This is a genomic window from Mycolicibacterium sichuanense, from assembly GCF_033741125.1.
In the GTDB taxonomy this organism is placed as follows: Bacteria; Actinomycetota; Actinomycetes; order Mycobacteriales; family Mycobacteriaceae; genus Mycobacterium.
Genome location: NZ_JAWQPU010000002.1, coordinates 134,229 through 157,186, shown reverse-complemented (window position 1 = coordinate 157,186; position 22,958 = coordinate 134,229). Strand labels below are relative to the sequence as shown.

25 protein-coding genes are annotated in these 22,958 nt (G+C 70.4%); 8 read left to right on the top strand and 17 right to left on the bottom strand.

Going from position 1 to position 22,958, the window contains the following annotated elements; all coding sequences use genetic code 11:
* Positions 1-12: 12 nt before the first annotated feature.
* From SBI80_RS07595 to SBI80_RS07585, 3 genes are all read left to right on the top strand, one after another.
* Positions 13-948 carry an NADP-dependent oxidoreductase gene (locus SBI80_RS07595; protein ID WP_318974362.1) on the top strand — a complete coding sequence of 312 codons (936 nt, stop codon included), beginning with the start codon at positions 13-15 and terminating at the stop codon, positions 946-948.
* Positions 949-966: 18 nt separating this feature from the next.
* Positions 967-1,620 (top strand): nitroreductase, encoded by a 654-nt coding sequence (locus SBI80_RS07590; protein ID WP_318973867.1) that lies wholly within the window; start codon positions 967-969, stop codon positions 1,618-1,620.
* A gap of 118 nt (positions 1,621-1,738) precedes the next feature.
* Positions 1,739-2,398, top strand: a complete 660-nt coding sequence (locus SBI80_RS07585) for an SOUL family heme-binding protein (protein WP_318973866.1) — start codon at positions 1,739-1,741, stop codon at positions 2,396-2,398.
* On the opposite strand, the gene SBI80_RS07580 is transcribed toward SBI80_RS07585, so the two are convergent.
* Positions 2,361-2,789 (bottom strand): type II toxin-antitoxin system Rv0910 family toxin, encoded by a 429-nt coding sequence (locus tag SBI80_RS07580; RefSeq protein WP_318973865.1) that lies wholly within the window; start codon positions 2,787-2,789, stop codon positions 2,361-2,363. The two genes, SBI80_RS07585 and SBI80_RS07580, sit on opposite strands and share 38 nt — an antisense overlap.
* Before the next feature lie 9 nt (positions 2,790-2,798).
* Complete coding sequence (locus SBI80_RS07575; RefSeq protein ID WP_318974361.1) at positions 2,799-3,752, bottom strand: esterase family protein; 954 nt, start codon at positions 3,750-3,752, stop codon at positions 2,799-2,801.
* A gap of 318 nt (positions 3,753-4,070) precedes the next feature.
* Here SBI80_RS07575 and SBI80_RS07570 point away from each other — a divergent pair, with 318 nt between their 5' ends.
* Complete coding sequence (locus SBI80_RS07570; RefSeq protein ID WP_318973864.1) at positions 4,071-4,457, top strand: heme-binding protein; 387 nt, start codon at positions 4,071-4,073, stop codon at positions 4,455-4,457.
* Here the strand turns inward: SBI80_RS07570 and SBI80_RS07565 are convergent, their stop codons facing one another.
* The 14 genes from SBI80_RS07565 to SBI80_RS07500 are packed head-to-tail and all read right to left on the bottom strand — an operon-like array spanning position 4,458 to position 15,792.
* Positions 4,458-5,291 carry a rhomboid family intramembrane serine protease gene (locus tag SBI80_RS07565; RefSeq protein WP_318974360.1) on the bottom strand — a complete coding sequence of 278 codons (834 nt, stop codon included), beginning with the start codon at positions 5,289-5,291 and terminating at the stop codon, positions 4,458-4,460.
* Between the two features lie 34 nt (positions 5,292-5,325).
* Complete coding sequence (locus SBI80_RS07560; RefSeq protein ID WP_318973863.1) at positions 5,326-6,129, bottom strand: acyl-CoA thioesterase; 804 nt, start codon at positions 6,127-6,129, stop codon at positions 5,326-5,328.
* 27 nt (positions 6,130-6,156) lie between these two features.
* A complete protein-coding gene (locus tag SBI80_RS07555) occupies positions 6,157-6,588 on the bottom strand; it encodes a hypothetical protein (protein ID WP_318973862.1) in 432 nt (143 codons plus the stop codon).
* Positions 6,589-6,592: 4 nt separating this feature from the next.
* Positions 6,593-7,864, bottom strand: a complete 1,272-nt coding sequence (locus SBI80_RS07550; protein WP_318973861.1) for a DUF58 domain-containing protein — start codon at positions 7,862-7,864, stop codon at positions 6,593-6,595.
* Entirely contained in the window at positions 7,861-8,826 is a 966-nt protein-coding gene (locus tag SBI80_RS07545) for an AAA family ATPase (RefSeq protein WP_318973860.1), read from the bottom strand. The genes SBI80_RS07550 and SBI80_RS07545 overlap by 4 nt, the downstream gene beginning before the upstream one ends.
* Positions 8,823-9,308: a hypothetical protein gene (locus tag SBI80_RS07540; protein ID WP_318973859.1), complete on the bottom strand. Its 486-nt coding sequence runs from the start codon at positions 9,306-9,308 to the stop codon at positions 8,823-8,825. The genes SBI80_RS07545 and SBI80_RS07540 overlap by 4 nt, the downstream gene beginning before the upstream one ends.
* A complete protein-coding gene (locus SBI80_RS07535; RefSeq protein WP_318973858.1) occupies positions 9,305-10,261 on the bottom strand; it encodes a DUF4129 domain-containing protein in 957 nt (318 codons plus the stop codon). Before SBI80_RS07535 ends, SBI80_RS07540 begins: the two co-directional genes overlap by 4 nt.
* Before the next feature lie 27 nt (positions 10,262-10,288).
* Positions 10,289-10,996, bottom strand: coding sequence for a dienelactone hydrolase family protein (locus SBI80_RS07530; protein ID WP_318973857.1), 708 nt, complete (start codon positions 10,994-10,996; stop codon positions 10,289-10,291).
* Positions 10,989-11,624: an O-methyltransferase gene (locus SBI80_RS07525; RefSeq protein WP_413232688.1), complete on the bottom strand. Its 636-nt coding sequence runs from the start codon at positions 11,622-11,624 to the stop codon at positions 10,989-10,991. Before SBI80_RS07525 ends, SBI80_RS07530 begins: the two co-directional genes overlap by 8 nt.
* A 53-nt stretch (positions 11,625-11,677) precedes the next feature.
* Entirely contained in the window at positions 11,678-12,169 is a 492-nt protein-coding gene (locus SBI80_RS07520; protein WP_318973855.1) for a TIGR04338 family metallohydrolase, read from the bottom strand.
* A gap of 8 nt (positions 12,170-12,177) precedes the next feature.
* Positions 12,178-12,927: a DUF2786 domain-containing protein gene (locus SBI80_RS07515; RefSeq protein WP_318973854.1), complete on the bottom strand. Its 750-nt coding sequence runs from the start codon at positions 12,925-12,927 to the stop codon at positions 12,178-12,180.
* A 29-nt stretch (positions 12,928-12,956) separates the two neighbouring features.
* Entirely contained in the window at positions 12,957-13,889 is a 933-nt protein-coding gene (locus SBI80_RS07510) for an NADP-dependent oxidoreductase (protein WP_318973853.1), read from the bottom strand.
* Positions 13,890-13,906: 17 nt separating this feature from the next.
* Entirely contained in the window at positions 13,907-14,950 is a 1,044-nt protein-coding gene (locus tag SBI80_RS07505) for an alpha/beta hydrolase family protein (protein WP_318974359.1), read from the bottom strand.
* 2 nt (positions 14,951-14,952) lie between these two features.
* Complete coding sequence (locus tag SBI80_RS07500) at positions 14,953-15,792, bottom strand: alpha/beta hydrolase (RefSeq protein ID WP_318973852.1); 840 nt, start codon at positions 15,790-15,792, stop codon at positions 14,953-14,955.
* An 81-nt stretch (positions 15,793-15,873) separates the two neighbouring features.
* On the opposite strand from SBI80_RS07500, the gene SBI80_RS07495 reads away from it, so the two are divergent.
* From SBI80_RS07495 to SBI80_RS07485, 3 genes are all read left to right on the top strand, one after another.
* The gene (locus tag SBI80_RS07495) at positions 15,874-16,875 is read left to right on the top strand and encodes a sigma-70 family RNA polymerase sigma factor (protein ID WP_413232672.1); all 1,002 of its coding nucleotides are present in this window, start codon (positions 15,874-15,876) and stop codon (positions 16,873-16,875) included.
* A gap of 71 nt (positions 16,876-16,946) precedes the next feature.
* Positions 16,947-18,764, top strand: coding sequence for a DUF222 domain-containing protein (locus tag SBI80_RS07490; RefSeq protein ID WP_318973851.1), 1,818 nt, complete (start codon positions 16,947-16,949; stop codon positions 18,762-18,764).
* Between the two features lie 39 nt (positions 18,765-18,803).
* On the top strand, positions 18,804-19,880 hold the full coding sequence (locus tag SBI80_RS07485; protein WP_318973850.1) for a CopD family protein: 1,077 nt from the start codon (positions 18,804-18,806) through the stop codon (positions 19,878-19,880).
* On the opposite strand, the gene SBI80_RS07480 is transcribed toward SBI80_RS07485, so the two are convergent.
* Positions 19,852-21,663, bottom strand: coding sequence for a CocE/NonD family hydrolase (locus SBI80_RS07480; RefSeq protein WP_318974357.1), 1,812 nt, complete (start codon positions 21,661-21,663; stop codon positions 19,852-19,854). The two genes, SBI80_RS07485 and SBI80_RS07480, sit on opposite strands and share 29 nt — an antisense overlap.
* Positions 21,664-21,829: 166 nt before the next feature.
* Between SBI80_RS07480 and SBI80_RS07475 the strand changes: the two genes are divergently transcribed.
* Positions 21,830-22,954: an NDMA-dependent alcohol dehydrogenase gene (locus SBI80_RS07475; protein ID WP_318973849.1), complete on the top strand. Its 1,125-nt coding sequence runs from the start codon at positions 21,830-21,832 to the stop codon at positions 22,952-22,954.
* The last annotated feature ends 4 nt before the right edge of the window (positions 22,955-22,958 follow it).

The window sequence follows — 22,958 nt, the reverse complement described above, 5'->3', positions numbered from 1 at the left end:
CAGATGACCGAGATGACCGCGCTGCGGGCGCACCGGCGAGGTGGTCCCGAGATGCTGAACGTCGAGCGGGCGCCGGTGCCGGTGCCCGCCGAGGGGGAGGCGCTCGTCGCGGTGCACGCCGCAGCCATCACCTTCGATGAACTCGGCTGGGAGGAGACGTGGCTGCGCGACGGCACCGACCGCACTCCGATCATCCCGTCGCACGAGGTGTCCGGCGTCGTGTCGGCCCTCGGTCCCGGGGTGGCCGACGTCGCCGTCGGCGACGAGATCTACGGGTTGGTTCCCTTCGACCGCGACGGGGCGGCCGCCGAGTACGTGGCGCTCCCCGTCGCGAATCTGGCGGCCCGTCCGGCCACGGTGTCGCATGCAGTGGCGGCGGCCCTCCCGCTGGCCGGGCTGACGGCCTGGCAGGCACTCGTCGACCACGCGCGGGTCCAACCGGGTGAGCACGTCCTGGTGCACGGCGGTGCCGGCGGGGTCGGTGCGCTGACGGTGCAACTCGCGGGCATCCTCGGCGCCGAGGTCAGCGCGACGGTTCGCAGCGACGCCGGCGACCTGGTGCGCGACCTTGGCGCGGACCACGTCATCGACACGCGCACAACGGCATTCGACGTCCAGACCGAAGCCTACGACGTCGTGGTCGACACCGTCGGCGGTTCGACGCTCGAGCGCTCGTTCGCGGTGCTGCGTCGGGGCGGACGGCTGGTCACGCTGTCGGCCCCGCCGCCCGAGGGCAGGGCCGAGGAGTTCGGCGTGCAGGCAACGTTCTTCATCGTCGGCCCCGATCGTGAGCAGCTGGCCAGGTTGGCCTCCTACGTCGACGAGGATCGGCTGCACGTCGCGATCGCCGCCACCTTCACGCTGGCCGACGGGCGTGCTGCCTTCGCGAGTAAGACGGGCCCGCATCGGCGGCCCGGCAAGACCGTCCTGGTCGTCCGCGACCATTGAGCCGAGGAGGCTGAGAGCGTGCACGATCTCGAAGAGGCCATCGCCCAACGACATTCGACGCGCCTGTTCCTGCGCGACCGACCGGTGTCCATGGAGCTGGTGACCGAGGCGCTGGAGCTCGCCATGCGCGCCCCGTCGAACTCCAACATTCAGCCGTGGCGGGTGGTGTTCGCCTCCGGTCCGGCCCGCGACCGCCTGGTCGAAGCCCTGCTCGAAGAGGCCGACGCCGGTGCGCCCAAGGTGCCGCCGCTGCCCGCCGAGTTCGACCACTTCCGCCGCGATCTCGGCGCGCTGCTGTACGGCACGATGGGCGTGCCCCGGCACGACCCGGAAGCCCGGCGGATCGCCGTCCGGCGGAACTGGGAGTTCTTCCGGGCCCCGCTGGCCGGGGTGGTCTGCATGCATCGCGACCTCGACCACGTCGATGCCCTGGGGGTCGGGATGTTCTTGCAGACGCTGCTGCTGGCGCTGACCGCGCGCGGTCTCGGCAGCTGCGTCCAGGTGTCGATCGCCGGATATCCCGACACCCTGAGAGAGCAGCTTGGCATCGGCCAGGAGATGCGCATCCTGTGCGGCCTGGCGGTCGGTTACCCCGATCCCGCGTTCCCCGCCAACTTCCTGCAGGTGCCCCGCAATCAGCTCGAGGCAAACATCACCTTCCTGGACCAATGAGCGCGCACGGCGATGCCGCGTAGCGTCGAGTCCAGGGAGCAGCTGCCGGATGCGACGTCCGCGCCAGGCATCGCTCCGAACACCCGAGTAGGACATCAGCTGAAGGGAGTCCGATCACATGTCGTCCAAGATCCTGAAATTGCCGCGCCAGATCGTCGAGTCCGCGTTGTCGGTGGTCGGCGTTCGAGCCGGCACCGAAGAACCGCAGCACACCGTCAAACAGTTGGGCGACGGTGTCGAGATCCGCGAGTACGCCCCGCGGATCGCCGCGGAGACCACCGTGAGCGCCGGCGAGGAGGAGGCCCGCAACGCGGGCTTCCGGCGGCTGGCCGGATACATCTTCGGCGACAACGGCGGCCAGGCGAAGATCGCGATGACAGCACCGGTGGCCCAGCAGCGGCCGGCCGGGACGAAGATCGCGATGACCGCGCCCGTCGCCCAGAGCGCGGGTGACGACGGCAGCTGGGTGATCCGCTTCTTCATGCCGGCCAAGTGGACCCTCGAGGAGTTGCCCACCCCGAACGACGACCGCGTGCGGCTGGTCACCGTGCCGGCCGAGACCGTGGCGGTGCTGCGGTTCACCGGCGACCGCGATGCCAAGGCCGTCGCGACCCGCACGGCCGAGCTCAGGGACGCGTTGCGCGCCCGGGGCTACCGGGAGACCGGTGAGCCGACCGCGTGGTTCTACGACCCGCCCTGGACGCTGCCGTTCCTGCGGCGCAACGAGGTCGCCATCGGAGTCACTGCAGGCTCGCCAGATTCTCCACCGACCGCTTGACGTCGCCCTTGATCACCCGCGCGACGAGGGCCCCGACGGGTCCGTTGAGCACCGCCCCGGTGAGGTCGGCGACCAGGTGGAACGTCGTACCGGGCCGGTCGTCGGTGATGTCGGTGCGCAGCGAGATCTGCACCCCGCCGAAGCCTCGGCCGCACATCTCGATGCGTCGCGGCTCGTCGTAGTTCGTCACTTCCCAGTGAATGGTGTTGCGAAAGCCCTTCACCTTGATCAGCGACGACACCTTGGTGCCGGTGTCGATGACGTCGGGCACCGGGCCACGCCAGCCGCCGAAGATCGTCAACCACTCATCGAAGCGCGCCAGATCGGACGCCAGCTTCCATGCCTCGTCGGGAGGGAGCTGGGAGGAGACGGAGACGTCGACGCTGGCCATCCGTCACTTCTACCCGACGGGCGGCGCCGGTGGTGGCGGAGGTGCCACGCCGACGCCGAGCACCCGGAGCACGTCGGGCTTCATCGCCTGCAGCTGCGCGCCCCAGTAACCCCAGCTGTGCGTCCCGTCGTTGGGGAAGTTGAACACCGCGTTGCGCCCGCCGAGAGCCAGGTACTGCTTCTGGAATTCCTTGTTGGTGTTGATGGTGATGTTCTCCAGGAACTGCGCGCTGTATTGGACTCCGAAGTCACCGGGCACGTCCAGGTCGGAGGTCCGGCCGTTGCCGCAGTAGACCCAGATCGCGGTGTTGTTGGCGACCAATGTCGGGAGGTTGACCATCGGGTCGTTGCGTCGCCACGCCGGGTCGCTCGAGACGCCCCACATGTCGGTGGCGTTGTAGCCGCCGGCGTCCTTCATGGCGAAGCCGATCATGGTCGGCCACAGCCCTTGCGACGGGTTGAGGAAGCCCGAGAGCGAGCCGGCGAAGATGAACTGCGTCGGATAGTGCGCGGCCAGGTTCAGCGCCGCGCCGCCCGACATCGAGAGGCCGACGACGGCGTTGCCCGTCGGGGCGACACCCTTGTTCGCGGCCAGGTAGGCGGGTAGTTCCTGGGTCAGGAACGTCTCCCACTTGTAGGTCGACGTTCCGGCGCTACCGACCGCGGGCCGGTACCAGTCGGAGTAGAAACTGGACTGCCCGCCGACCGGCATCACCACCGACACCCCGGATTGGTAGTACCACTCGAAGGCCGCGGTGTTGATGTCCCAGCCGCTTGCGTCGTCCTGTGCCCGCAGGCCGTCCAGCAGGTACAGGGCGTGCGGGCCACCGCCCTGGAACTCGACGCGGATGTCTCGGCCCATCGACGGGGACGGCACGTCGAGCTGCTCGACCGGCAGCCCCTCGCGTGAATATGCGGCCGCAGTGGGCGTCAGGCCCGCGGTGCCGAGCAGGCCGGGCAGCATCGCGACGACGAGCGCCGATACCGCCAGCCTTCGCGTCCACGCACGTCGAACTCCACCAACCTTCGCCAGCACGGCCGAATCCCATCTCTCGTCGATCCCGTCCCGGCGAAGCTAACAGCGCGGCGGCGGAGCACCCCGCCGCCCACGCGTGGCGTGATCGCCTTGTTATCGCGCCGGCCGGTCCGACACGCCGGCGCATGGGAGTGCCACGTGAGCGCACTGAGAGCCGTTCGGCAATAGCCTGTGAATTGACTCGTGAAACCTGCGGTGAACCGTCGTGGACGGCACACTCATCGCAAACGACCAAGGAGCACGTCCATGTCAGGTTCTGGTATCCCATCCACCGGACGCCTCGCGCGTCGCCTCGCAGCTGGGGCACTGCTCACCGGCGGACTGATCGGCACCACGCTTCTGGGCTCCCTGCCGTCGGCGTTCGCGAACGAGGACCCGGCTCTCAACCCGCCGAACTGCACGGCCGCCGACCTCGAGGGCGTGCGCGCCGGGGTGTCGGCTGCGACGTCGGCGTACCTGTTCACCCACCCGGACTACAACTGGTTCGTCACCAGCCTCGAGGGTCTGCCCCGCGACCAGGTCGCCAAGCAGATGAAGGACTACCTCAACCAGCACCCGGACACCAAGGCCGACATCACCGGCATCCGGCAGCCGCTGGTCGACATCAAGAACCGCTGCGGCGGAACGCCCTAGCTAGCCGACCCCCGCCAGCAGGCTCGCCGTGCGCCACCACACCAGCGCGGCGAACACGACGACCAACGCAACCGCGAAGGCCGTCTGGATCAGCAGCCGGTTGGCGCGAGGCGCGTAGGCGTACACCGCGCCGATCGCCGCGCCCGTCAGCAGGCCGCCGACGTGTCCCTGCCAACTGATCGACGGCACCACGAACGTGATGGCCAGGTTGATCACGATCAGCCCGACGATCCAGCGCACGTCGAAGTTGAGCCGACGCGCGAGGGCGAACGTCGCGCCGAAGAGTCCGAAGATGGCACCGGACGCGCCGAGCGTCGGCACGTTGATGGGCGTGAGCAGGTAGACCAGCACCGATCCGCCGAGCGCGCTCAACGCGTACAGCACGACGTAGCGGCTGCGGCCCAGCCAGCGCTCGAGTGCGGGCCCGACCACCCACAGGGCCCACATGTTGAACAGGATGTGCATGACGTCGGCGTGCAGGAACGCCGACGTGGCCAGGCGGTACCACTCCCCGCGCCCGGCGATGCCGGCCGGCCACAGCACCAGGGCCTCGTAGACCCCGGGCACGGCCTTCTGCGCCACGAACATCAGCACGTTGACGGCGATCAGCACGTAGGTGACCCACGGGACGTCGGCCGGTTTCCCGCCGAACGCCGTCCTGGCCTGGGGGACGGCCCGCGCGGCCGCGCCGACGCACTCGGGGCACTGCTGCCCGACCGCCGCGGACCGCATGCACTCGGGGCAGATGGGGCGCTGGCACCGGGTGCAGCTGACGTAGGTGCCCCGGTTGGGATGCCGGTAGCAACTGGGGGGAGCCGCCGGTGCGCCCGGCATGCTGGGTGTGCTCACGCCACCCAGTCTTCCAGTCTCAGACCCGCCACAGCGCTTCCTGCGTCGTGCTCGCCACCAGGGCGCCGGCCCGGTCGTACACGGATCCCGCGACGAGACCGCGTGCGTCGCCGTTGTTGAGCGGGGTCACCTCGTAGCGATGCCAGTCGTGCGGGACGTACGGCCGGTGGAACCACACCGCGTGATCGAGGCTGGCCGCGTAGCCGACGTCGCGGCCCAGCGGCGTGCCCGGCGGCCGGGCCACCGGGACGGGCCCGATGTCCGACATGAAGGTCAGCGCACACGCCTGGACGAGGGGATCGTCTTCGATGCGCTGCTTGGTCTTGATCCAGAACGGCGGGAGGACGAACGGGGAGTCGTCGGTCGCCGCTGTGCGTAGGTCGAACCGGTCGGTGAACCCCAGGTCGGGGACCTTGGGGATGGCGTCGTCGAACGCGATGCCCGCAGGTGAGCTCGGATGCCAGTCCGCGCCCGGCTCCGGCCGGTGAAACGACGCGATCATCTCCAGGATGGTCTTGCCGTTCTGCACGGCGGTGACCTGCCTGGTGTCGAACGAGCGGCCGTCACGGGTGCGGACGACGTTCAGCTCGACGTCGACACCGTACTGGCCGCCCCTGACGAAGTAGAGGTGCAGTGACTGCGGCCGCTTGTCCGGTTCGACGGTGTACCCGGCGGCCGCCAGCGCCTGGGCGGCGATCATTCCGCCGAACAGCCTGCCGTTGGGGCCCGCCGGCGGTTGCGGTGCGTGGAACACGTCGCCGTCGCGCGCGAAGTCGAGCAACCGCGCGATCCAGCTGGGTCTGTCCGACTTGACGCCTGTCATCGACGGGTCAGCGTACGGGCCGGGGCGTCAGTCGATCTCGCCGACGTACCGGTCGAGCACGATGACGTAGACACCCACCAGGGCCAACGGCGCGATCAGCGGCACCCAGGGCAACTGCAGCGGCAGCGCCGCGGCGAGCACGGTGACCGCCGACATGCCGAGCGCACCCAGGACCGTGGGCACGGTAAGGGCGGTTGCGGCGTCCCCGCCCCGGGCGTGGCGCAGCACCAGGTAGACCGTCGCCGCCAGCCCCGCAAGGGCCGCCACCACCGGGGCAGGATCCGACAGAGCCAGCGCCGCGACGGTCGCGAGCACCGCTACCGTCGCGCTGGCCGGCCGGACCAGACCCGCCAGCACCGCGAGCAGCGCCACCGCCGCCGCGATCAGGGCGGCCCCGTCCCCGCCGATGGTGGCCGCCGCCACCATCAGCAGCCCGAACGCCAGCGACAACGCCCGCACCGGCTCACCTCCTCGGCGTCGCACGGCGGCGCCGGCGCGGCACCAGACCCAGCACCTGATCGAGGTTTCCGTCCGCCCCGACGTCTCTTGGCCAGGAAACGACGTCGACGCCGATGGTGCGCATGTCCCGGTACATGAACGCGCGCTGCATCGCCCACATCCGGCCGAGCAGCGGATCGTCGACGTCGTCGAACGGGGCACCGTCGAGCACGTCGACGGCCACCACCACGTGGCCCCGGCGGCACAGCTCGATCAGTGCCAGCGCGAAGTCGGTGTCCAGCAGCGTGGAGAAGGCGATCACGACGGCCCCCGGCGGCACCGCTGCCCGGGGCACCAGGGTGCCGGTGGTGGTCTCGTGCCCGTCGCCGGCGCCGAGCACCGCGTCGAGCACGCGGTAGAACTGGCGGCGACCGATGTCGGCGCCCAACCAGCGGGGCTGCCCGCCGAGGGCCACCACCCCGGCGCGGTCGCCGTTGCGCAGTGCGCTCTGCACCACCTGCACTGCCCCGCGCACGGTCCGCTCGGTCGCCTCGGTGGCGGGCCCGCGGGGTTGGTCGTTGGTGTCGACGACCACGACGACGTCTGCCGCTCGCTCACTCAGTCGCTCGGTGACGTGCAGGCTGCCGCGGCGCGCGCTGACCGGCCAGTTCACCGTGCGCAGCTGATCGCCTGGCACGTAGGCGCGGATGCCGCCGTACTCGACGCCGCGGCCGATGTGCCGCGTCATGTGCGTGCCGATCCGGTCCAGCAGGTCGGTGCGCGGCAGGGCGGTGGAACGTGCTGGGGCGATGGGGAATACGAACACCTCGGCGACCTCCACGCCCTCGGTGCCGCTGCGCCCGAGCAGCAGGCCGCCACGGGCGGTGAGGTCGGTCAGCACGGTCAGCGGATACCGTCCCCACCGCGGCGCGGACAGCGCCACCTCGAAGCGGCCGTCGGACCCCTCGGTCGCCTCGAGCAGCGCGCCGGGTGCCGTACCGAGCACCAGGTGCACCGGCGTTCCGTCCGGGGTGCTGGCCCAGACGGTCACGCGGACGGGTTCGCCCTCGAAGCAGCGCACCAGGGCGGGTTCGGCGTGCACCCGCACCGTCGGCACCGGCCGCTGCCAACGCAGCGACAGCAGTGCTCCGAGCAGTGGGGCAGCGAATATCACCAGCTGCCAATGGGATCCGAGCAGGGCCACCGCGAGTGCCGCGGCCGCACCCGTCGCCAGGGCCAGCGACAGCGGGGACGCCCGCCACCGCACCGCGACGTCGGTGGTGCGCGCGTCGGTCACGTCGCGCCGCGGGCCCGGGGCACCGGGAGCCGGCGCAGCAGTTCCTCCACCACGTCGGCGGTGCGCACCTGGCGCACCCACATCTCGGGGCGAAGGCTGATCCGATGGGCCATCGCGGGTACCGCGAGCGCCTTGACGTCCTCGGGGATCACGTAGTCGCGGCCCGCGAGAAGTGCTCGCGCACGGGACAATTGGACGAGGTCCAACTCGGCGCGCGGGCTGGCGCCGACCGCCACCTGCGGATGCTGGCGACTGGCCACCGCGAGGGCGACGACGTACTGCAACACGTCGTCGTGCACGGTGACCTGTTCCACCGACTCCCGCATCGCGATCAGCTCGGCGGCGTCGACGATGCGGGTGACGGTTGGATCGGCAGAGCCGCGATCCAACCGGCGCCGTAGCATCGAGGCCTCGTCCCGCTCGGTCAGGTAGCGCAGCTCGAGGCGAATGGTGAAGCGGTCCAGCTGCGCCTCGGGCAGCGGATAGGTGCCTTCGTATTCGATGGGGTTGTCGGTGGCCAGTACGATGAACGGCTCGGGCAGCCGGTGGGTGACGCCGTCGATGCTGACCTGGCGCTCGGCCATCGCCTCCAGCAGTGCGGCCTGCGTCTTCGGCGGCGTGCGGTTGATCTCGTCGGCCAGTAGCAGGTTGCCGAAGATCGGACCCGGCCGGAATTCGAAACGCCCGGACTGCATGTCGTAGATGGTCGAGCCGAGCAGGTCGGCGGGCAGCAGGTCCGGGGTGAACTGCACCCGCTTGAACTCCAGGCCCAGCGCCGCGGCGAAGCACCGGGCGATCAGCGTCTTGCCGAGGCCGGGCAGGTCTTCGATCAGCACGTGGCCCCGAGCCAGCAGCGCGGTCAGGATGAGCGCCAGCGCCGGCCGTCGCCCCACCACGACGCGGGCGATCTCGTCGAGCACGGCCTCGCAGTTCTCGGCGGTAGTGGTGGCCGGCAGCGTCACGTCATCTCCAATCGGCGCAGCACCTCGTCGAGTACTGCGCGGCCGGGCCCGGGCTCGTCGCCACCGGTGGGTGAGACGTTGTCGGGATCCACCCACGGCCACAGCCGCTCACCGAACAGTGCCAGCGCCGTTGCGTGAAACACCCTGGGATCCTTGCCCTTTCGCCGCCCCGTCGCGAGTTCGAACTGTCTGGCCAGCACCGGACGCAGGTACTTGTCCCAGTCCGAGCGCGTCGTATCGGCGCGGGCTATCAGGATCTCGGTCTTGGACCGCCACCGCCGCAGTGACTCGGAGGGATCGCGGGCCCGCGAATCGTCGCCGACCGGCCGGTCGTCGCGCACCAGGAACCAGCGCACTACCAGCAGCACGGCCGCGGCCGTCGCGGCACCGATCCACGCGACGACGTGGCGGTCGGGGTGCGGCAGCGCCATCAGCTGGGCACCGATCACCACGACGACGGCCACGATCGCGAGCTTCTTCACACGGGGCTCCGCAACTCCGTCAGCACCTCTTCGAGGATGGCGATCGCCGCGTCGCGGTGGCCCTCGTTCATCACGTGCGGGCTGAATCGTGCCTCGTCGAAAAGATCCACCAATTGCCGCGCGCCGTCAGCCGAGAACGCGTGGTGCTCGACGGCCCGCGCCAGCACCTCGGATGCGGTGTCGAAGTCCCGCGGCGCGGCGTCCGGCAGCTGGGAGAGCCGGCGTTCCATGGCGGCGTAGCAGGCGATGATCGCCCGGCGCGGTTCGCGACTGAGATCCCCCACCTCGGCGAGCCCCACTTCCGCTGCGCGAGCCAGCGATTCGGATCCCTCCGTGCCGGCCGCGAGCGGGTCGCCGAGGCCGATGGGCAGCGCGGGGGCCCGCCAGGGGCGGCGCCGGGCGGCGACCACCGTGCCCGCCACGACGACGACGAGGAAAACCGCCGTCGCGCCGTAGAAGTAGTCGAGCAGGCTCGACGCCGCTGCCGGTTCGGCGGGCGGGACCGGTGCGGTGCGGCCGGGTTCGGCGGTGGGGCGGGATGTGGTCGGCACGGCGCCGGCGTCACCGGGGGCGTCGCCTTGGGGAGCTCCGCCGAGCCGGCCCAGCAGAGCCGTGACCAGCAGCCAGCCCAGGATCAGCGCGAAGGCGGCCAGCGCGACGCGCCAGGTCGGCTTGCCGCGGTCGCCGCGAAGCCAAGCGGACCGGTCGGCGGGCTTGGGCGCCACCGGCGCGCGGTGGCGCAACCTGGCGATCACCGCCACGACGACGACTCCGACCGCGGCGAGCAGCAGGCCGAGCACGGCGGCCACCGCGACCGGGTCCTCGGCGGCGGCCACGCGGGAGCCCTGATCGACCCCCGGCAGGTAGCCACGCAGGGCGACGGTGGCCACGAACGACAGCGCGACCACCGCGGTCGCGGAAGCGATGCCGAGCGTCCTCCCCCGAGGCTGCACGTGGCCGACGCTACGCGCCCCGGCCCGTCAGGACAGGTGTTGACCGAAGAACGTCACGATGCGGTCCCACGCGTCCTCGGCCTCTAGCGCGGAGTAGGCGATGCCGGCGACGTCCTCGATCTTGCGCAGCGGTGCCGGCAGTCCGAAGTCGTTCATGAACGAGTGCCCGACGTCGGGATACTCCTTGACGTCGTGCGGCACGCCGCCCGCGGTGAGGATGGCCTCCACCTTGGCCGCCGCGCCGCGCAGCATCCGGTCCCTCGCCCCGTAGCTGGCCACCACCGGGCACGCCTGCCCCAGCAGGTCGTAGTCCGAATCATGATTCAGCACACCGTAATTGGGAGCCACCGCATCGAAGACACCGTGCGGGGCCAGCAGCAGGCAGAAACCGCCGCCCATGCAGAACCCCACGGCTCCGACCTTGCCAGTGCACCGGTCGTCGTCGGCCAGGTACTGACGCGCCGCGATGACGTCGTCGACGGCTACGCCGCGACCCGTCGACAATGCGCGCAGCGTGGCCACGACGCACCGCGGCCTGAAGCCACGGTGATACAGCGCCGGCACGATCGTCAGATATCCGGCGCCGGCCATCCGGTCGGCGATGCGCTTGACGTCGGTGGTCAGCCCGAGGGCGTCGTGCACGATCACCACGCCCGGCCAGGGTCCAGGCCCGTCCGGCACCGAGAGGTATCCCGACACCGGGCCCGCGGGTGCGGGGAACGCGACGTCAGGCATCGGGCTCCCGCACCAGCGCGACCGCGAAGCCGTCCCAGCCCTTGGTCCCCACGGTCTGGATGGCGGCGGTGTCCAACCGCGGATGCTGCCCCATCATCACGAACATGTCGTGCACCGCGCGGGCCTGCGCGTCCTCGGGAGCGGGATCGAGGACGCGGCCGCCGCGCGCGATGTTGTCGACGACGATCATCGCGCCGGGGGCCGCGAGCCGCACCGCCCAGTCGACGTAGTGCGAGTTGTTCTCCTTGTCGGCGTCGACGAAGAAGAAGTCGAAGCGGCGATCGGCAAGCCCGGGCAGCGAGTCCAGCGCCGCGCCCACGATGATCTCGACGCGGTCGCTCGTGCCGGCGCGCTCCAGGTTGGCGCGGGCCACCTCGGCGTGCCGGGGATCGTATTCGAGGGTGACCACCCTTCCGTCGGGTCCGACCGCCCGGGCCAGGGCGATCGTGCTGTAGCCGCCGAGCGTGCCGATCTCCAGCACTCGGCGCGAGCGGGTGGCGCTCACCAGCAGCGACAGCAGCTTGGCGTGCTGGGCCGACACCTCGATCGGCGGCATGCCGGCCGCGGTGGTGGCTTCGCGGGCGGCGACCAGCGCATCGTCCTCGGTGTGCAGCAGCTCGGCGAACATGACGTCGAGGGCGCGGGGATCGGGCTCGCTCACGTCGTCAACCGTAACCCCGCTCACCGGACGCCCTCCTTGGCGTAGACCACCCGCAGCACGTGGCCGGCCTCCGGCCCCATCACCGCCTCGGCCAGCTCGCCGAAGGTGGCGACGAACTGCGGCCCGTGCGGAGGTTCGGCATGGCACAGGTGATGGGCGATCTCGTGCAGGACGACCAGCTCGCGCAGCGCCCAGGTGGTGTGCCGTTCCGGCACGGCCATCGTCGCGACGCTGCCGTCGCACTCGTAGTGCGCGGCGGTGACCCCGCGGCGGGCCCGCACCGTCAGCGGACCGGCGGCCGGCCACCGTGCGCGGACCGCGGCCATGGCCAGCACGTCGTCGACGTAGCGTCGCACCGACTCCACCGACCCGAAGCGCGCCTCGGGCGGCAGGGTGAGCTGAGCTCCGAAGAAGTCCACCGCCCGGGTCCCGCGTTCGCTCGCGCGGTCGAACAGCGTCCGCACGAACTGCTCTGCGGCATAGACCTTGGACCGCTGCGCGTCGCGGGGCACCGCGGCGGCTACCGCTCCAGCGGGCGACGGGCTCCCGCCAACTCGGTGCTTGGTCCCAGCCGAGCGCGCCGGCCGGCCCGGTCACCAGCACGCCGCGCCGCCGACGAATACCCGGCCGACGCACTGGTCGCGCGCCACGTACCGCGCGCCTTCGAGGCCTCCCGATAGAAGCTCTTCAGCTCGACGTCCTTGTTGCGCAGGGCAATTGCGGTACCCGGCTGGGTGTCCCGTCCGGTCGTGGCGGCCTGCCTGGCCTCGTCGCGCGCCTCGGTGAGCCGCTGCCCGACCCGCGCGCCAAAGGCCAGGTGAAAGTTCAACCGGGCGGTGATGGTCGGCGTCGGGCGGTGCTCACCGGTCGCGATGTAGGCGTCGGACGCCTTCACCATCTGCACCACCAGGCTGGCGTACAGCGCATGCGTCGCGTCGATGTCCTCGCCGAAGCCGTACGCGTAGACGAACGTCGAATTCGAGGCGACGTCGCACTTCACGTCGTTGGCCAGGGCGATCGCCACGAACAACTGCACGTAGGTGCGCAGCCCCTTGGACCCCGCCTCCCCGATGGTGACGGTGCGCTGCACGGGCACCTGAGCCGGGTTGCGCGTCGCGGCGTGCGCCCTGGCCACCGCGAGGTCGATCGACGTGGTGGTCGCCAACCGCTGCGCGGCCGCCATGAACGCCTCGGCCTCGTGTGCGTTGTCGGTGTTCTCGGCCTGGCGCAACAGGGCCGCGATGCGCGCCAGCATCTTCTCGTCAGACATGACTCTCGCTGTTCCTCATGCGGCTCAAGCTAGGGGACCAGTACGACTTTTCCGCGAGCGTGGCCGGTCTGCAGGTAGCGGTGCGCCTCGGCGGCCTCCGCGAGCGGGAACACCCGGTCGACGGTCACCTCCAGCTTGCCGGCCGCGGCGAGCGCGAGGAGTTCGGGGCGCGCGGCGTCGCGGATGGCCTGACCGCCGTCGGCACCGGTCAGCACGGCGATCCCCAGCTCACCGGCGCGGGCGAAACCGGCGATCGTGGCGATGCGGCCGCGATCGGCGACGAGTTCCACCGAGGTGTCCAGCGCCTCGTCGGTGCCCACCAGGTCCAGCGCCGCGTCGACGGGACCGATCGCGCGCACCCGGTCGGCGAGGCCGGCCCCGTAGGCGACTGGCTCGGCACCGTATTCACGCAGCTGGTCGTGCCTGGCGGGGCTCGCCGTGGCGATGACAGTGGCTCCCCGCGCCACCGCCAACTGGACCGCCATCAGCCCGACGCCACCGCTGGCGCCGTGAATCAGCACGGTGTCGCCCATCCCCACCCCGGTGTTGGTCAACAGGTGCCAGGCGGTCTCCCCCGCCAGCAGCAACCCCGCCGCCTGCTCGAAGCTCAGCGAATCCGGCTTGTGGCCCAGGTCAGCGGCCCGCACGAGCACCTGCTCGGCGTAGGTGCCGTCGACGTTGGTGACGATGACGGCGTCGCCGACTGTCAGTGGCCCGGTGTAGCCGACCGCGCCGGATCCCAACGCGGCGACGACGCCCGCCGCCTCCAGGCCGACCGGAAGCGGCAGCCTGGCTGGATCGTCACCCATCTGCCCGCTGTAGACCTTGTAGTCGAACGGGTTGGTGCCCGCGGCGCGGACGTCGACGAGCACCTGCCCTTCACCGGGCTCGGAAAGCTCTATGTCTTGCAGCGCAAGCACTTCCGGCCCGCCATAGGCCTCGGCGACCACTCGTCTCGTCATGGCACGGAGTCTAGCGACTACTTGGTGACGAAGCCGTCCAGCGCAGTCACCAGCTGCGGCGACAGTGGGTCCTTGTTGGCGTAGTTGCCGACGTTGTCGGTCGGGTCGTCGCGCAGCACGTGGTTGACGCCCTTGAGCTGCACGACGGTCAGCGCGGTGTGGGCCAGCGCGTCGAACAGTGGTTGCTCGGCGGGGCACATGGCCTGGGTGTCGGAGTCCGAACACGTCGCCAGCACCGGCATTCCCGCCGGCAGCTGCGCCGCGAGCGCGAGCGGGTCGATGGCGTCGGCCTCCACCACGGCCTTGACGTTGGACGGGTTGAGGATGGCGCCGAGTCCCTCCGGGAGCTTCGCCGGCGCGGTGCCCTTGGTGCGGGCCTCGACGACGGCCGCGTCCCAGGTCTTCTGGACCTCGTCGGCCTGCTGCTGATTCTTGGCGCCCGCCTTGACGTCGGCGGCCAGCCCAGACCGGACCCGGCCGGTGATGATGTCGAGATAACGCCCGGCCAGCGGTTGCAACAGCCCGAGCGCGTGGATCTTCGGTGCGTCCGGGGCCGTGTCGGTAGCCAGCGCCATGGCGTGCACGCCGCCCTCGCCGACGGCGTACGAAGAGATACGCGCACGGTCGGTGCCCGACTGGCCAGCGAGGTAGCGGACTGCCGCCTTGGCGCCCGCGGTGTAGACCGCGCTGCCCACGTCGGCCGGCCGCAACGCATAGGGGCCGAGCCCGGTCCTTCCGGTGCCGACCTTGTCGTAGCGCAGGGTGGCGATGCCCTTGCCCGACAGGTATTCGGCGAGCTGGCGCATGTTGCCGACCGGGCCCGCCACCGCGTTGTCGCCGTTGCGGTCGGTGTTGCCGCTCTCGGAGATCAGCAGGGCGGCCGGACCGGGCGCGGCGGCGGCGGTGTCGTGCCGATAGGTGCCGTGAATGGTCAGCCCGTCGGCGGTGAAGGTGACGTCGTCCTCCACCCAACCCGGCTTCGGCGGCGCTGCGGTGCCCCCGCCGTCATGCGACGAGCAGCCCGCCACCAGCATCAGCGCGGTCAGCACGCCGAGGAGCATCTTCACAGATGTACCTCGATCCAGGACACCACGTCGTCGAGCACGACCGCCTTCTCGGGTTCGTTGAACACTTCGTGAAACAGCTCCGGATAGACCTTGAGGTTGACGTCGGTCGAGCCGACGCATTCGACTAGGCGCTGGCTGCCGGCCACGGGGACCAGTCTGTCCTGACCGCCGTGCACCACCAGCAGCGGCGCCGTCAGCGAGGCCGCGCGCCGCGGCATGGTCGAGCCAACGCCGATGAGCGCCTTGGCAATCCCGGCCGGCAGCTTGCCGTGGTGGACGAGTGGATCGGCTTCGTAGGCGGCGACCACCGCGGGATCGCGCGAGACCGCGTCGGCGGGCAGATCCTCGACGGGCAGTCCGGGCAGGACGCTGCCGACCACGTTCGCCACGGCGACCATCACCGGCGATACCGCGTCCTGGGCGTAGACGGCGGGACCGGACAGCACCATCGCGGCGTAATCGTCGGGATGCTCGACGCCGTAGGTGAAGACGACCCCGCCGCCCATGCTGTGGCCCAGCACCACGCGCTTGAGTTCGGGGTGCGCGGCCGTCGCGATGCCGACCAGGTGGTGGAAGTCGTCGGTGTACTCGGAGATGTTCTTGAGGTAGACGCGCTTGCCGCCGGAGCGACCGTGCCCGCGCAGGTCGATGGCGTAGGTGATCAGGCCACCTTCTCCGAAGCGCTGGGCGACGTGGTGGTAGCGACCAGCGTGCTCGCCGTAACCGTGACAGAGGATCACCACGCCGGTGGGATCGGTGTTGGGCGTCCACACGTCGTAGACGATTCGAACTCCGCCGACACCGTCGAAGCTGCGCTCGCTGCGGGTTGTGGCCATCAGGGGAGACTAGCGGGCTCCGCTGAACGAGCGGGATGACGACGGTGTCGTCTGTCACACCGTCTGGGTAGGCTGACCGGGGTGAGCGTGCTCGCCGAGAACTTCGACTCCAGGGACTCCTTCCTCGCCGACGCCCAGCGCTATCGGCGGGAACTGTTGGCCCACTGCTACCGCATGACCGGTTCGTTGCACGACGCCGAGGACCTCGTCCAGGAGACGTATCTGCGCGCGTGGAAGTCCTTCGAGGGCTTCGAGGGCCGGTCGTCGATCCGCACGTGGCTCTACCGCATCGCGACCAATACCTGCCTGACCGCGCTGGAGAGCCGTCAGCGTCGGCCGCTGCCCAGCGGTCTGGGCGCCCCCAGTTCGGACCCGACCGGCGCCATCGCCGAGCATCCCGAGATCACCTGGCTCGAACCGTTGCCCGACGCACCCGGCGAGCATCCTTCCGATCCGTCGGTCATCGTGGCGTCGCGCGATTCGGTGCGCCTGGCGTTCGTGGCCGCCCTACAGCACCTGCCGGCCCGCCAGCGCGCAGTTCTGGTGCTGCGAGAAGTGTTGCAATGGAAGGCCGCCGAGGTGGGGGAGGCGATTGGCGTCTCGACCGCGGCGGTCAACAGCCTGCTGCAGCGGGCCAGGGCGCAACTCGACGAGATCCAGCCCAGTGCGGATGACGACGTAACCGCCCCAGAGTCGCCGGAGGCCAGGGAGCTGCTTGCCAAGTACGTCGCGGCGTTCGAGACCTACGACATGGAGGCGCTCGCCCGGCTGTTCACCGAGGATGCGATCTTCGAGATGCCCCCGTTCGACGGTTGGTACCGGGGTCCGCACGACATCGTCATGCTCTCCAAGACGCACTGCCCGGCGCAGGGTGCGGGCGACATGCGGTTCATCTCCACGACCGCCAACGATCAACCGGCGGCCGCGCTCTACATGCTGAACCGGGAGACCGGACGGCACGAGGAGTTCCAGCTGCACGTCCTGCAGGTGCGGCCGGGTGGCGTCTCGCACGTGGTGGCATTCCACGCCGGTGACGGCATGTTCGCCCGCTTTGGTCTGCCCGAATTCCTGCCTGTCAGTTAGGAATTGGAAGTCATCCACAGGCGTATCCGCGGGCCTGGTGAAGGTCGTGCAACGGCGGTAGATTCGAATGCGTGTTCGAGGATGTGGTGGCCAGCGCCCACGGTGCGCGCGGTGGTGAGGCGATCGCCGCGTGGGCCCGGGTCGAAGCCGCCGCCTGCGCGCGGCGGTTGGCCGCGATGGTCACCCTGCTCGACATCGCCCACGCCGCCTCCGGATCCGCCGACCGCGAACAATGGTGCATCGACAACTGGGGGGCGGTCTGCGCCCAGATCGGCGCCACCCAACACCTGACCTGCGGAGCCGCCTCTCACCTGCTGCTCATCGGCCTCGCGCTGCGCGAGCGCTTCCCCCACCTCGGAGCGGCCTTCGAGGACGGGCGGGTCGACTACCGACTGGTGCGCACGATCGTCGGACGCGCCGCCCTAGTGGTCGACCCCGACACCCTGCGCGAACTAGACACCGCCGTGGCGGCCGCGGCCCGCACCTGGCCGGCGATGTCGGCGCAGAAGACCGTGCACGCCATCGACGCGATCATCGCCAGCCTGGACCCCGCGGCGGTGCGGCGCACCCACAGCCGGGCCCGTGGACGCGCGGTGGAGGTGGTGGCGCAGGCCGGCAGCGGAATGGCCGAGATCTACGCCAGCCTGTTCGCGGTGGATGCCGCCGCCCTCGACACCCGCCTGAACGGTTTGGCCGACACCGTCTGCGAGGCCGATCCACGCACCCGCGAGCAACGCCGCGCAGACGCCCTGGGCGCCCTCGGACACGGCACCGACCGGCTGGCCTGCCTCTGCTACACCCCCGACTGCCCCGCCGCGGCACTGCCCCCCGCCCGCGGGGTCGTCATCCACGTCGTCGCCCACCACGACACCCTCACCGCCACTACCGGTCACGACGGCGGACCCAACGGAGGCGACGGCGAGCCCGACGCTGGCGGCAACGGCGACGCTGGCGGACCGGATGACGGTCCGGGCCAAGGGACGCACGACTCGCCCACCGTCGACGATTCCGATGTTGGCGGGACCGCCGACGACGGCGATGACCGCGGCAGCGCGTCCGATGGTCACACGACCAACAGCGACAGCGCGGTGCGTGAATCCGATGCCGCGCCAACCGAATCAGAGCCCGCCAGCCCGTGGACACCCACCCCCGACGAATACCTCGGCATCGACGGCCCACCCCCACCCCAATTCACCAAACCGCTGCGCGAGCTCACCCTCACCGAGCTAATGACACCTCTCCCCGGCCGACGCGCCCACCTGGCCCCCGGCATGCTCATCGGCGGCGGCGTCCTCCCCGGAGCGATCACCCGCCGCGCCGCCCACCATGCCCAGCTACGACCGGTACTGCACCCCGGACAGGCACCACCCGAACCCCGCTACACCCCCACCACCGCCCTCGCCGACTACGTCCGGTGTCGCGACCTCACCTGCCGCTTCCCCGGCTGCACCACCCCCGCCATCACCTGCGATCTCGAACCACGTCATCCCCTGGCCCCAAGGCCCCACCTGCGCAGCCAACCTCATCGCCCTATGCCGCCGACACCACCTACTGAAGACCTTCTGGGCCGGCGACCGCGGCTGGCAGCTCCGCCTGCAGCCCGACGGCACCGCACACTGGACCGACCCCGAAGACCACACCCACACGACCACCCCCGGCAGCCGACTACTGTTCCCCACCCTCAGCACACCCGTTGCACCCCTAGACACCTGCACCACCACGCCACCACCGGCCCACACCGCCGGCCTGACCATGCCCCGCCGCCGCACCACCCGCGCCCACGACCGCACCAACCGCATCCACCACGAACGCCAACTCAACCAGCGAGAGCTCCTTCACAGACCCTCGCCTCCGAGCTCCAGCACAGTCGGCGCTCAGCCGGCGCATAACCCGCTCGCCTAGCGTCGATGCAGTGACTCGTGCAATGAATGGCCACCAAGGCCCTCGACCGGCCTTGGATCGGTGACGTCTCCGTGTCCGCGGCTGCTTCTGCCCTCCTTGGCATCGCCACCGGAGTCGTCGACCACCTCGGCCTCGGGATGGCCGTCGGCGTCGGGCTGACGGCCGCCGCGCTGGCGATGCCCGAGGAGCGCGGCGGCGTGGTGGCGCCCCGGGTCCGCAGGCTGGCGATGCCGGCCGCGGCGCTCGTCGCCTCTACCGCCGTCCTGCACGTCGTCGCCCCGACCGCGAAACACCAGGGCGCCGCGTCCCTCACCCAGACCGCCGCCTACGCACTGGTCGCCATCGGCCTGCTGTTGACATGGCGGCATTCCTCGCGCTGGCTCGCCGGAGGCGTGGCCGCGGCCGCTGTCGTCACCGCGGCCATCCCCGAGATCCCGCTCACCGCACCGACACTCGACGTCGCGATGCGTGACCTGCTGACCTTCCTACACATCACCGGCGCATTGGTCTGGGTGGGCGGGCTGGTGGTGCTGTCCGCGGCCGGTCTCCTTGGCCGTCGCAACCGAATTCTCGCCACCCCCAACACCGCACGCGACTGGAGCCAGGTCTGGGAGCGGTTCACGGTGGTGGCATCGTTCGCCGTTGGCGCCCTCATCGTCAGCGGCACCTGGCTGGCGTGGACCCACGTCGGCACCCCCGCCCAGCTGCTGACCACCACCTATGGGCGCTATCTGTCGATCAAGCTAGTGGTGGTCGCCCTGATGCTCGCAGCGGGCGGCTACAACACCAGGGTGCTGATGCCCAAGATCGCCGCCGCCCGGCGAAGCGGCGATGACCGCTCGGCGATTCGCATTGCCGCCCAGCACTTCCCGGTCGTCGTGGCGGGCGAGGCCGCGCTCGGTGTCGTGGTGCTGACCATCGTTCCATTCCTGAGGGGTTCGGCCCGCACCCAAGCCGGGTGGCCCAGCGCCGGCCCGTTCGACGCGTCAGTCCTCGGCACCGGCCTCGTCCTCGTCGCGCTCGTCGCCGCCGGACTCTGGGTGGGGACCCGCGCGCCCCGCTCGGAGCGAACGGTCAGCCGGCCGGGATCACCGGCAGCGTGATGCTCGACGGATGCGCGGCGTCGTGCAGGATCGTCTGCGTGGCGGTCACGGTGGCGGTGCCCTGCCCGAAGGGCTCGCCGGTGTTGGGATTCGGCGCGAACTGCGGGTAGTTGCTGCTGGAGATCTCGATCCGGATGCGGTCGCCGGCGCGGTACTGATAGCTCGTCGGCCAGATCTGGATTCGATACCGAGTCGGCTGGTTGGGCGGCACCGGCGTCGGATCGGACAGCGAGTCGCGGAACGACGTCCGCAGGATGCCGTCGTTGAGGTTCACCACCTCACCGTCGGGTTTCACCACAGCCAGCTTGGCGGTGAAATCTGTGTCGGGCGCCGATGATTGAGCCCACAGGTCGACCGTCGCCGCGCCCGTCACCTCGGTGTCCTGCGACAGCGGCGCGCTGCTGTAGACCAAGACGTCGGAACGCTGCTCGACCGGCGTCTGGTCGTACGGCCCCTGCGGACCCGACTGCGCACCGCAGCAGGAATGCCCGCCCAGGCTCGGCGCAGGATAGCGCGGGTCGTAGGTGTACACATCGGGCGGCTCGGCACCGGGCACGGCGTCGCGCAGCTCGCCCGTGCGGTCCTGCCCGCCCGACCCCGACAGGTAGTAGGTGGTCGGGTGTGTCTGCGGCAGCGGCCAATTGGTCGCCGTCTTCCAGACGTTGGCGCCCATCAGGAAGTAATCCACGCGCGGCTTGCCGGCCACGCCGTCGTCCTCGCCCTTGAGGAAGTGGTCGTACCACTGCAGCATCAGCTCGTTGATCGGGCTGTTGGCGACCGGCCCGATCGCCTTCAGCATCGGAGCTGGCGTCGAACCGGGCCTGCCCCAGTCGACGTGATCCCACGGCCCGATCACCAACCGCTGATTGGCCCGCGCCTCGGCGTTGCCGCCGTGGGCCACCATGCCGGCGAAGTTCTCCACCCCGCCGGCGAGGAACGCGTCGTACCACCCCTCGAAGTGCAGTACCGGCACGGTCACCGACGGGTAGCGGTCACGAATGCCGAACTGGCGCCAGAAGTCGTCGCGCGTCGAGTGCCTGATCCAGTCGAAGTACCAGGGCGCCACCGCCGGATTCCCCGGTTGCATCGGGGGCAGATCCTTGAACGGCCGGAAGTCCAGCCACCGGGTGGGATCCTTTACCGCAGCCGCCAATTCATGAACGGTCGCCTGGTCGTTGCGGTTCTTCGCCGCGGTCGTCGCGATCGACTCCATGGCCCACGGCAGCACGAACGCCAGGCGGAACTCGCCACCCTCGTAGGTCCAGCCGTCGTAGTAGTCCGACGCCGTGTTGGCCGGGACGATCGTGACCAGGTGCGGCGGAGCGGTGATGGCAGCCAGCCACTGCGTCGCCCCCACGTAGGACGACCCGTACATCCCCACCTTGCCGTTGGACCCCGGCAGCGCGGCGGCCCACTCGACGGAGTCGTAGCCGTCGGCCTGGTCGTGGGTGAACTCGCTGAACGTGCCTCCGGAGGCGCCCTGGCCGCGAATGTCCTGCACGACGACGAGGTAGCAGTGCGAAGCGAACCAGTCCGGCGGCTGGTAGCGCGTTCCGGCCTGCGCGCCGTCCTTGCCGTACTGCGTGCGCATCAGGATCACTGGCACCGCGTCGGACGTCGTCGGGCGGTAGACGTCGGCGCGCAGAACGGTGCCGTCACGCATCGTGGCGGGAACGTCGGCCTGCTTGGTGACCGCGCACGGCCCGCGGCCCGGATCGGGCGGCCACGGTCCGTCGCCCCGGTTCGACGTGCGCTCCCCCGAGCACGCTCCCAGCACCAGCATGGCGGCCGCCGCGACGGCCGCCAGTCGAACCGTCACCGAATGCACCCGGACACGCTAATCCGGCCAGCTGGGACTGGTACGCCGTCACGACATGTCGTGTGCACCGTAGTAGCAGTTGAGAGCCGCCGAGGGGTTCCTTTCTGGAACGTGTTCTATCATCGTCGCCATGAAGACCAAGGGTGCCCTGTTGTGGGAACTGAACACACCGTTCAAGGTTGACGAGATCGAGCTGGGCGACCCCGTCGCCCACGAGGTGCAGATCCGCATGCACGCGGCGGGCATGTGCCACTCCGACTACCACCTCACCACCGGGGCCACCCCGATCGGTCTGCCGGCGCTCGGAGGCCACGAGGGTGCCGGCGTCGTCACCAAGGTGGGCAAGGGCGTCACCGGCATCGAGGAGGGCGACCACGTCATCCTCGCGTTCATCCCGGCGTGCGGCAGCTGTCCCCCGTGCCTCAAGGGCTTCCGGTCGCTGTGTGACCGCGGCGCCGTGCTGCTCGGCGGCAAGGCCATCGCCGACGGCACCTCGCGGGTGCACGCCGGTTCACACGAGGTGTCCCCGATGAATCTGCTCGGGACGTTCGCGCCCTACATGACGGTGCACGAGGACTCGGTCGTCAAGATCGACCCCGACGTCCCGTTCGAGACGGCCGCCATCATGGGCTGCGCGGTACCGACCGGCTTCGGCTCGGCGACGAACGTCGCCGACGTGCAGCCGGGTGAGACGGTCGCCATCATCGGCGTCGGCGGCATCGGGATGAGCGCGCTGCAGGGTGCGGTCATCTCGGGCGCCAGGCACGTCATCGCCATCGACCCGAACGAGTGGAAGCGCGAGCAGGCCATCAAGTTCGGCGCCACCCACGTCTACCCGTCGATGGCCGAGGCCATCGGCCCGATGATCGACGTGACCCACGGCCTGATGGCCGACAAGACCATCATCACCGTCGGGGAGATGCGCGGCGAGTACGTCGAGGAAGCCATGATCCTGACCGCCAAGACGGGCACCTGCGTCGTCACCGGCATGGGCTCGATGATGGACGCCGACGTCAAGCTCAACCTGTTCCTGTTCACCATGTTGCAGAAGACGTTGAAGGGCAACATCTTCGGTGGTGGCAGTTCACACGTCGAGACCCCCAAGCTCGTCGGTCTCTACAAGGCCGGCGTGCTGAAGATCGACGAGATGGTGACCAACACGTACTCGCTGGAGAACATCAACGACGGCTACCAGGACATGCTCGATGGAAAGAACATCCGTGGCGTCGTGACGTTCGACGAATCCGACTGGTAGCGAC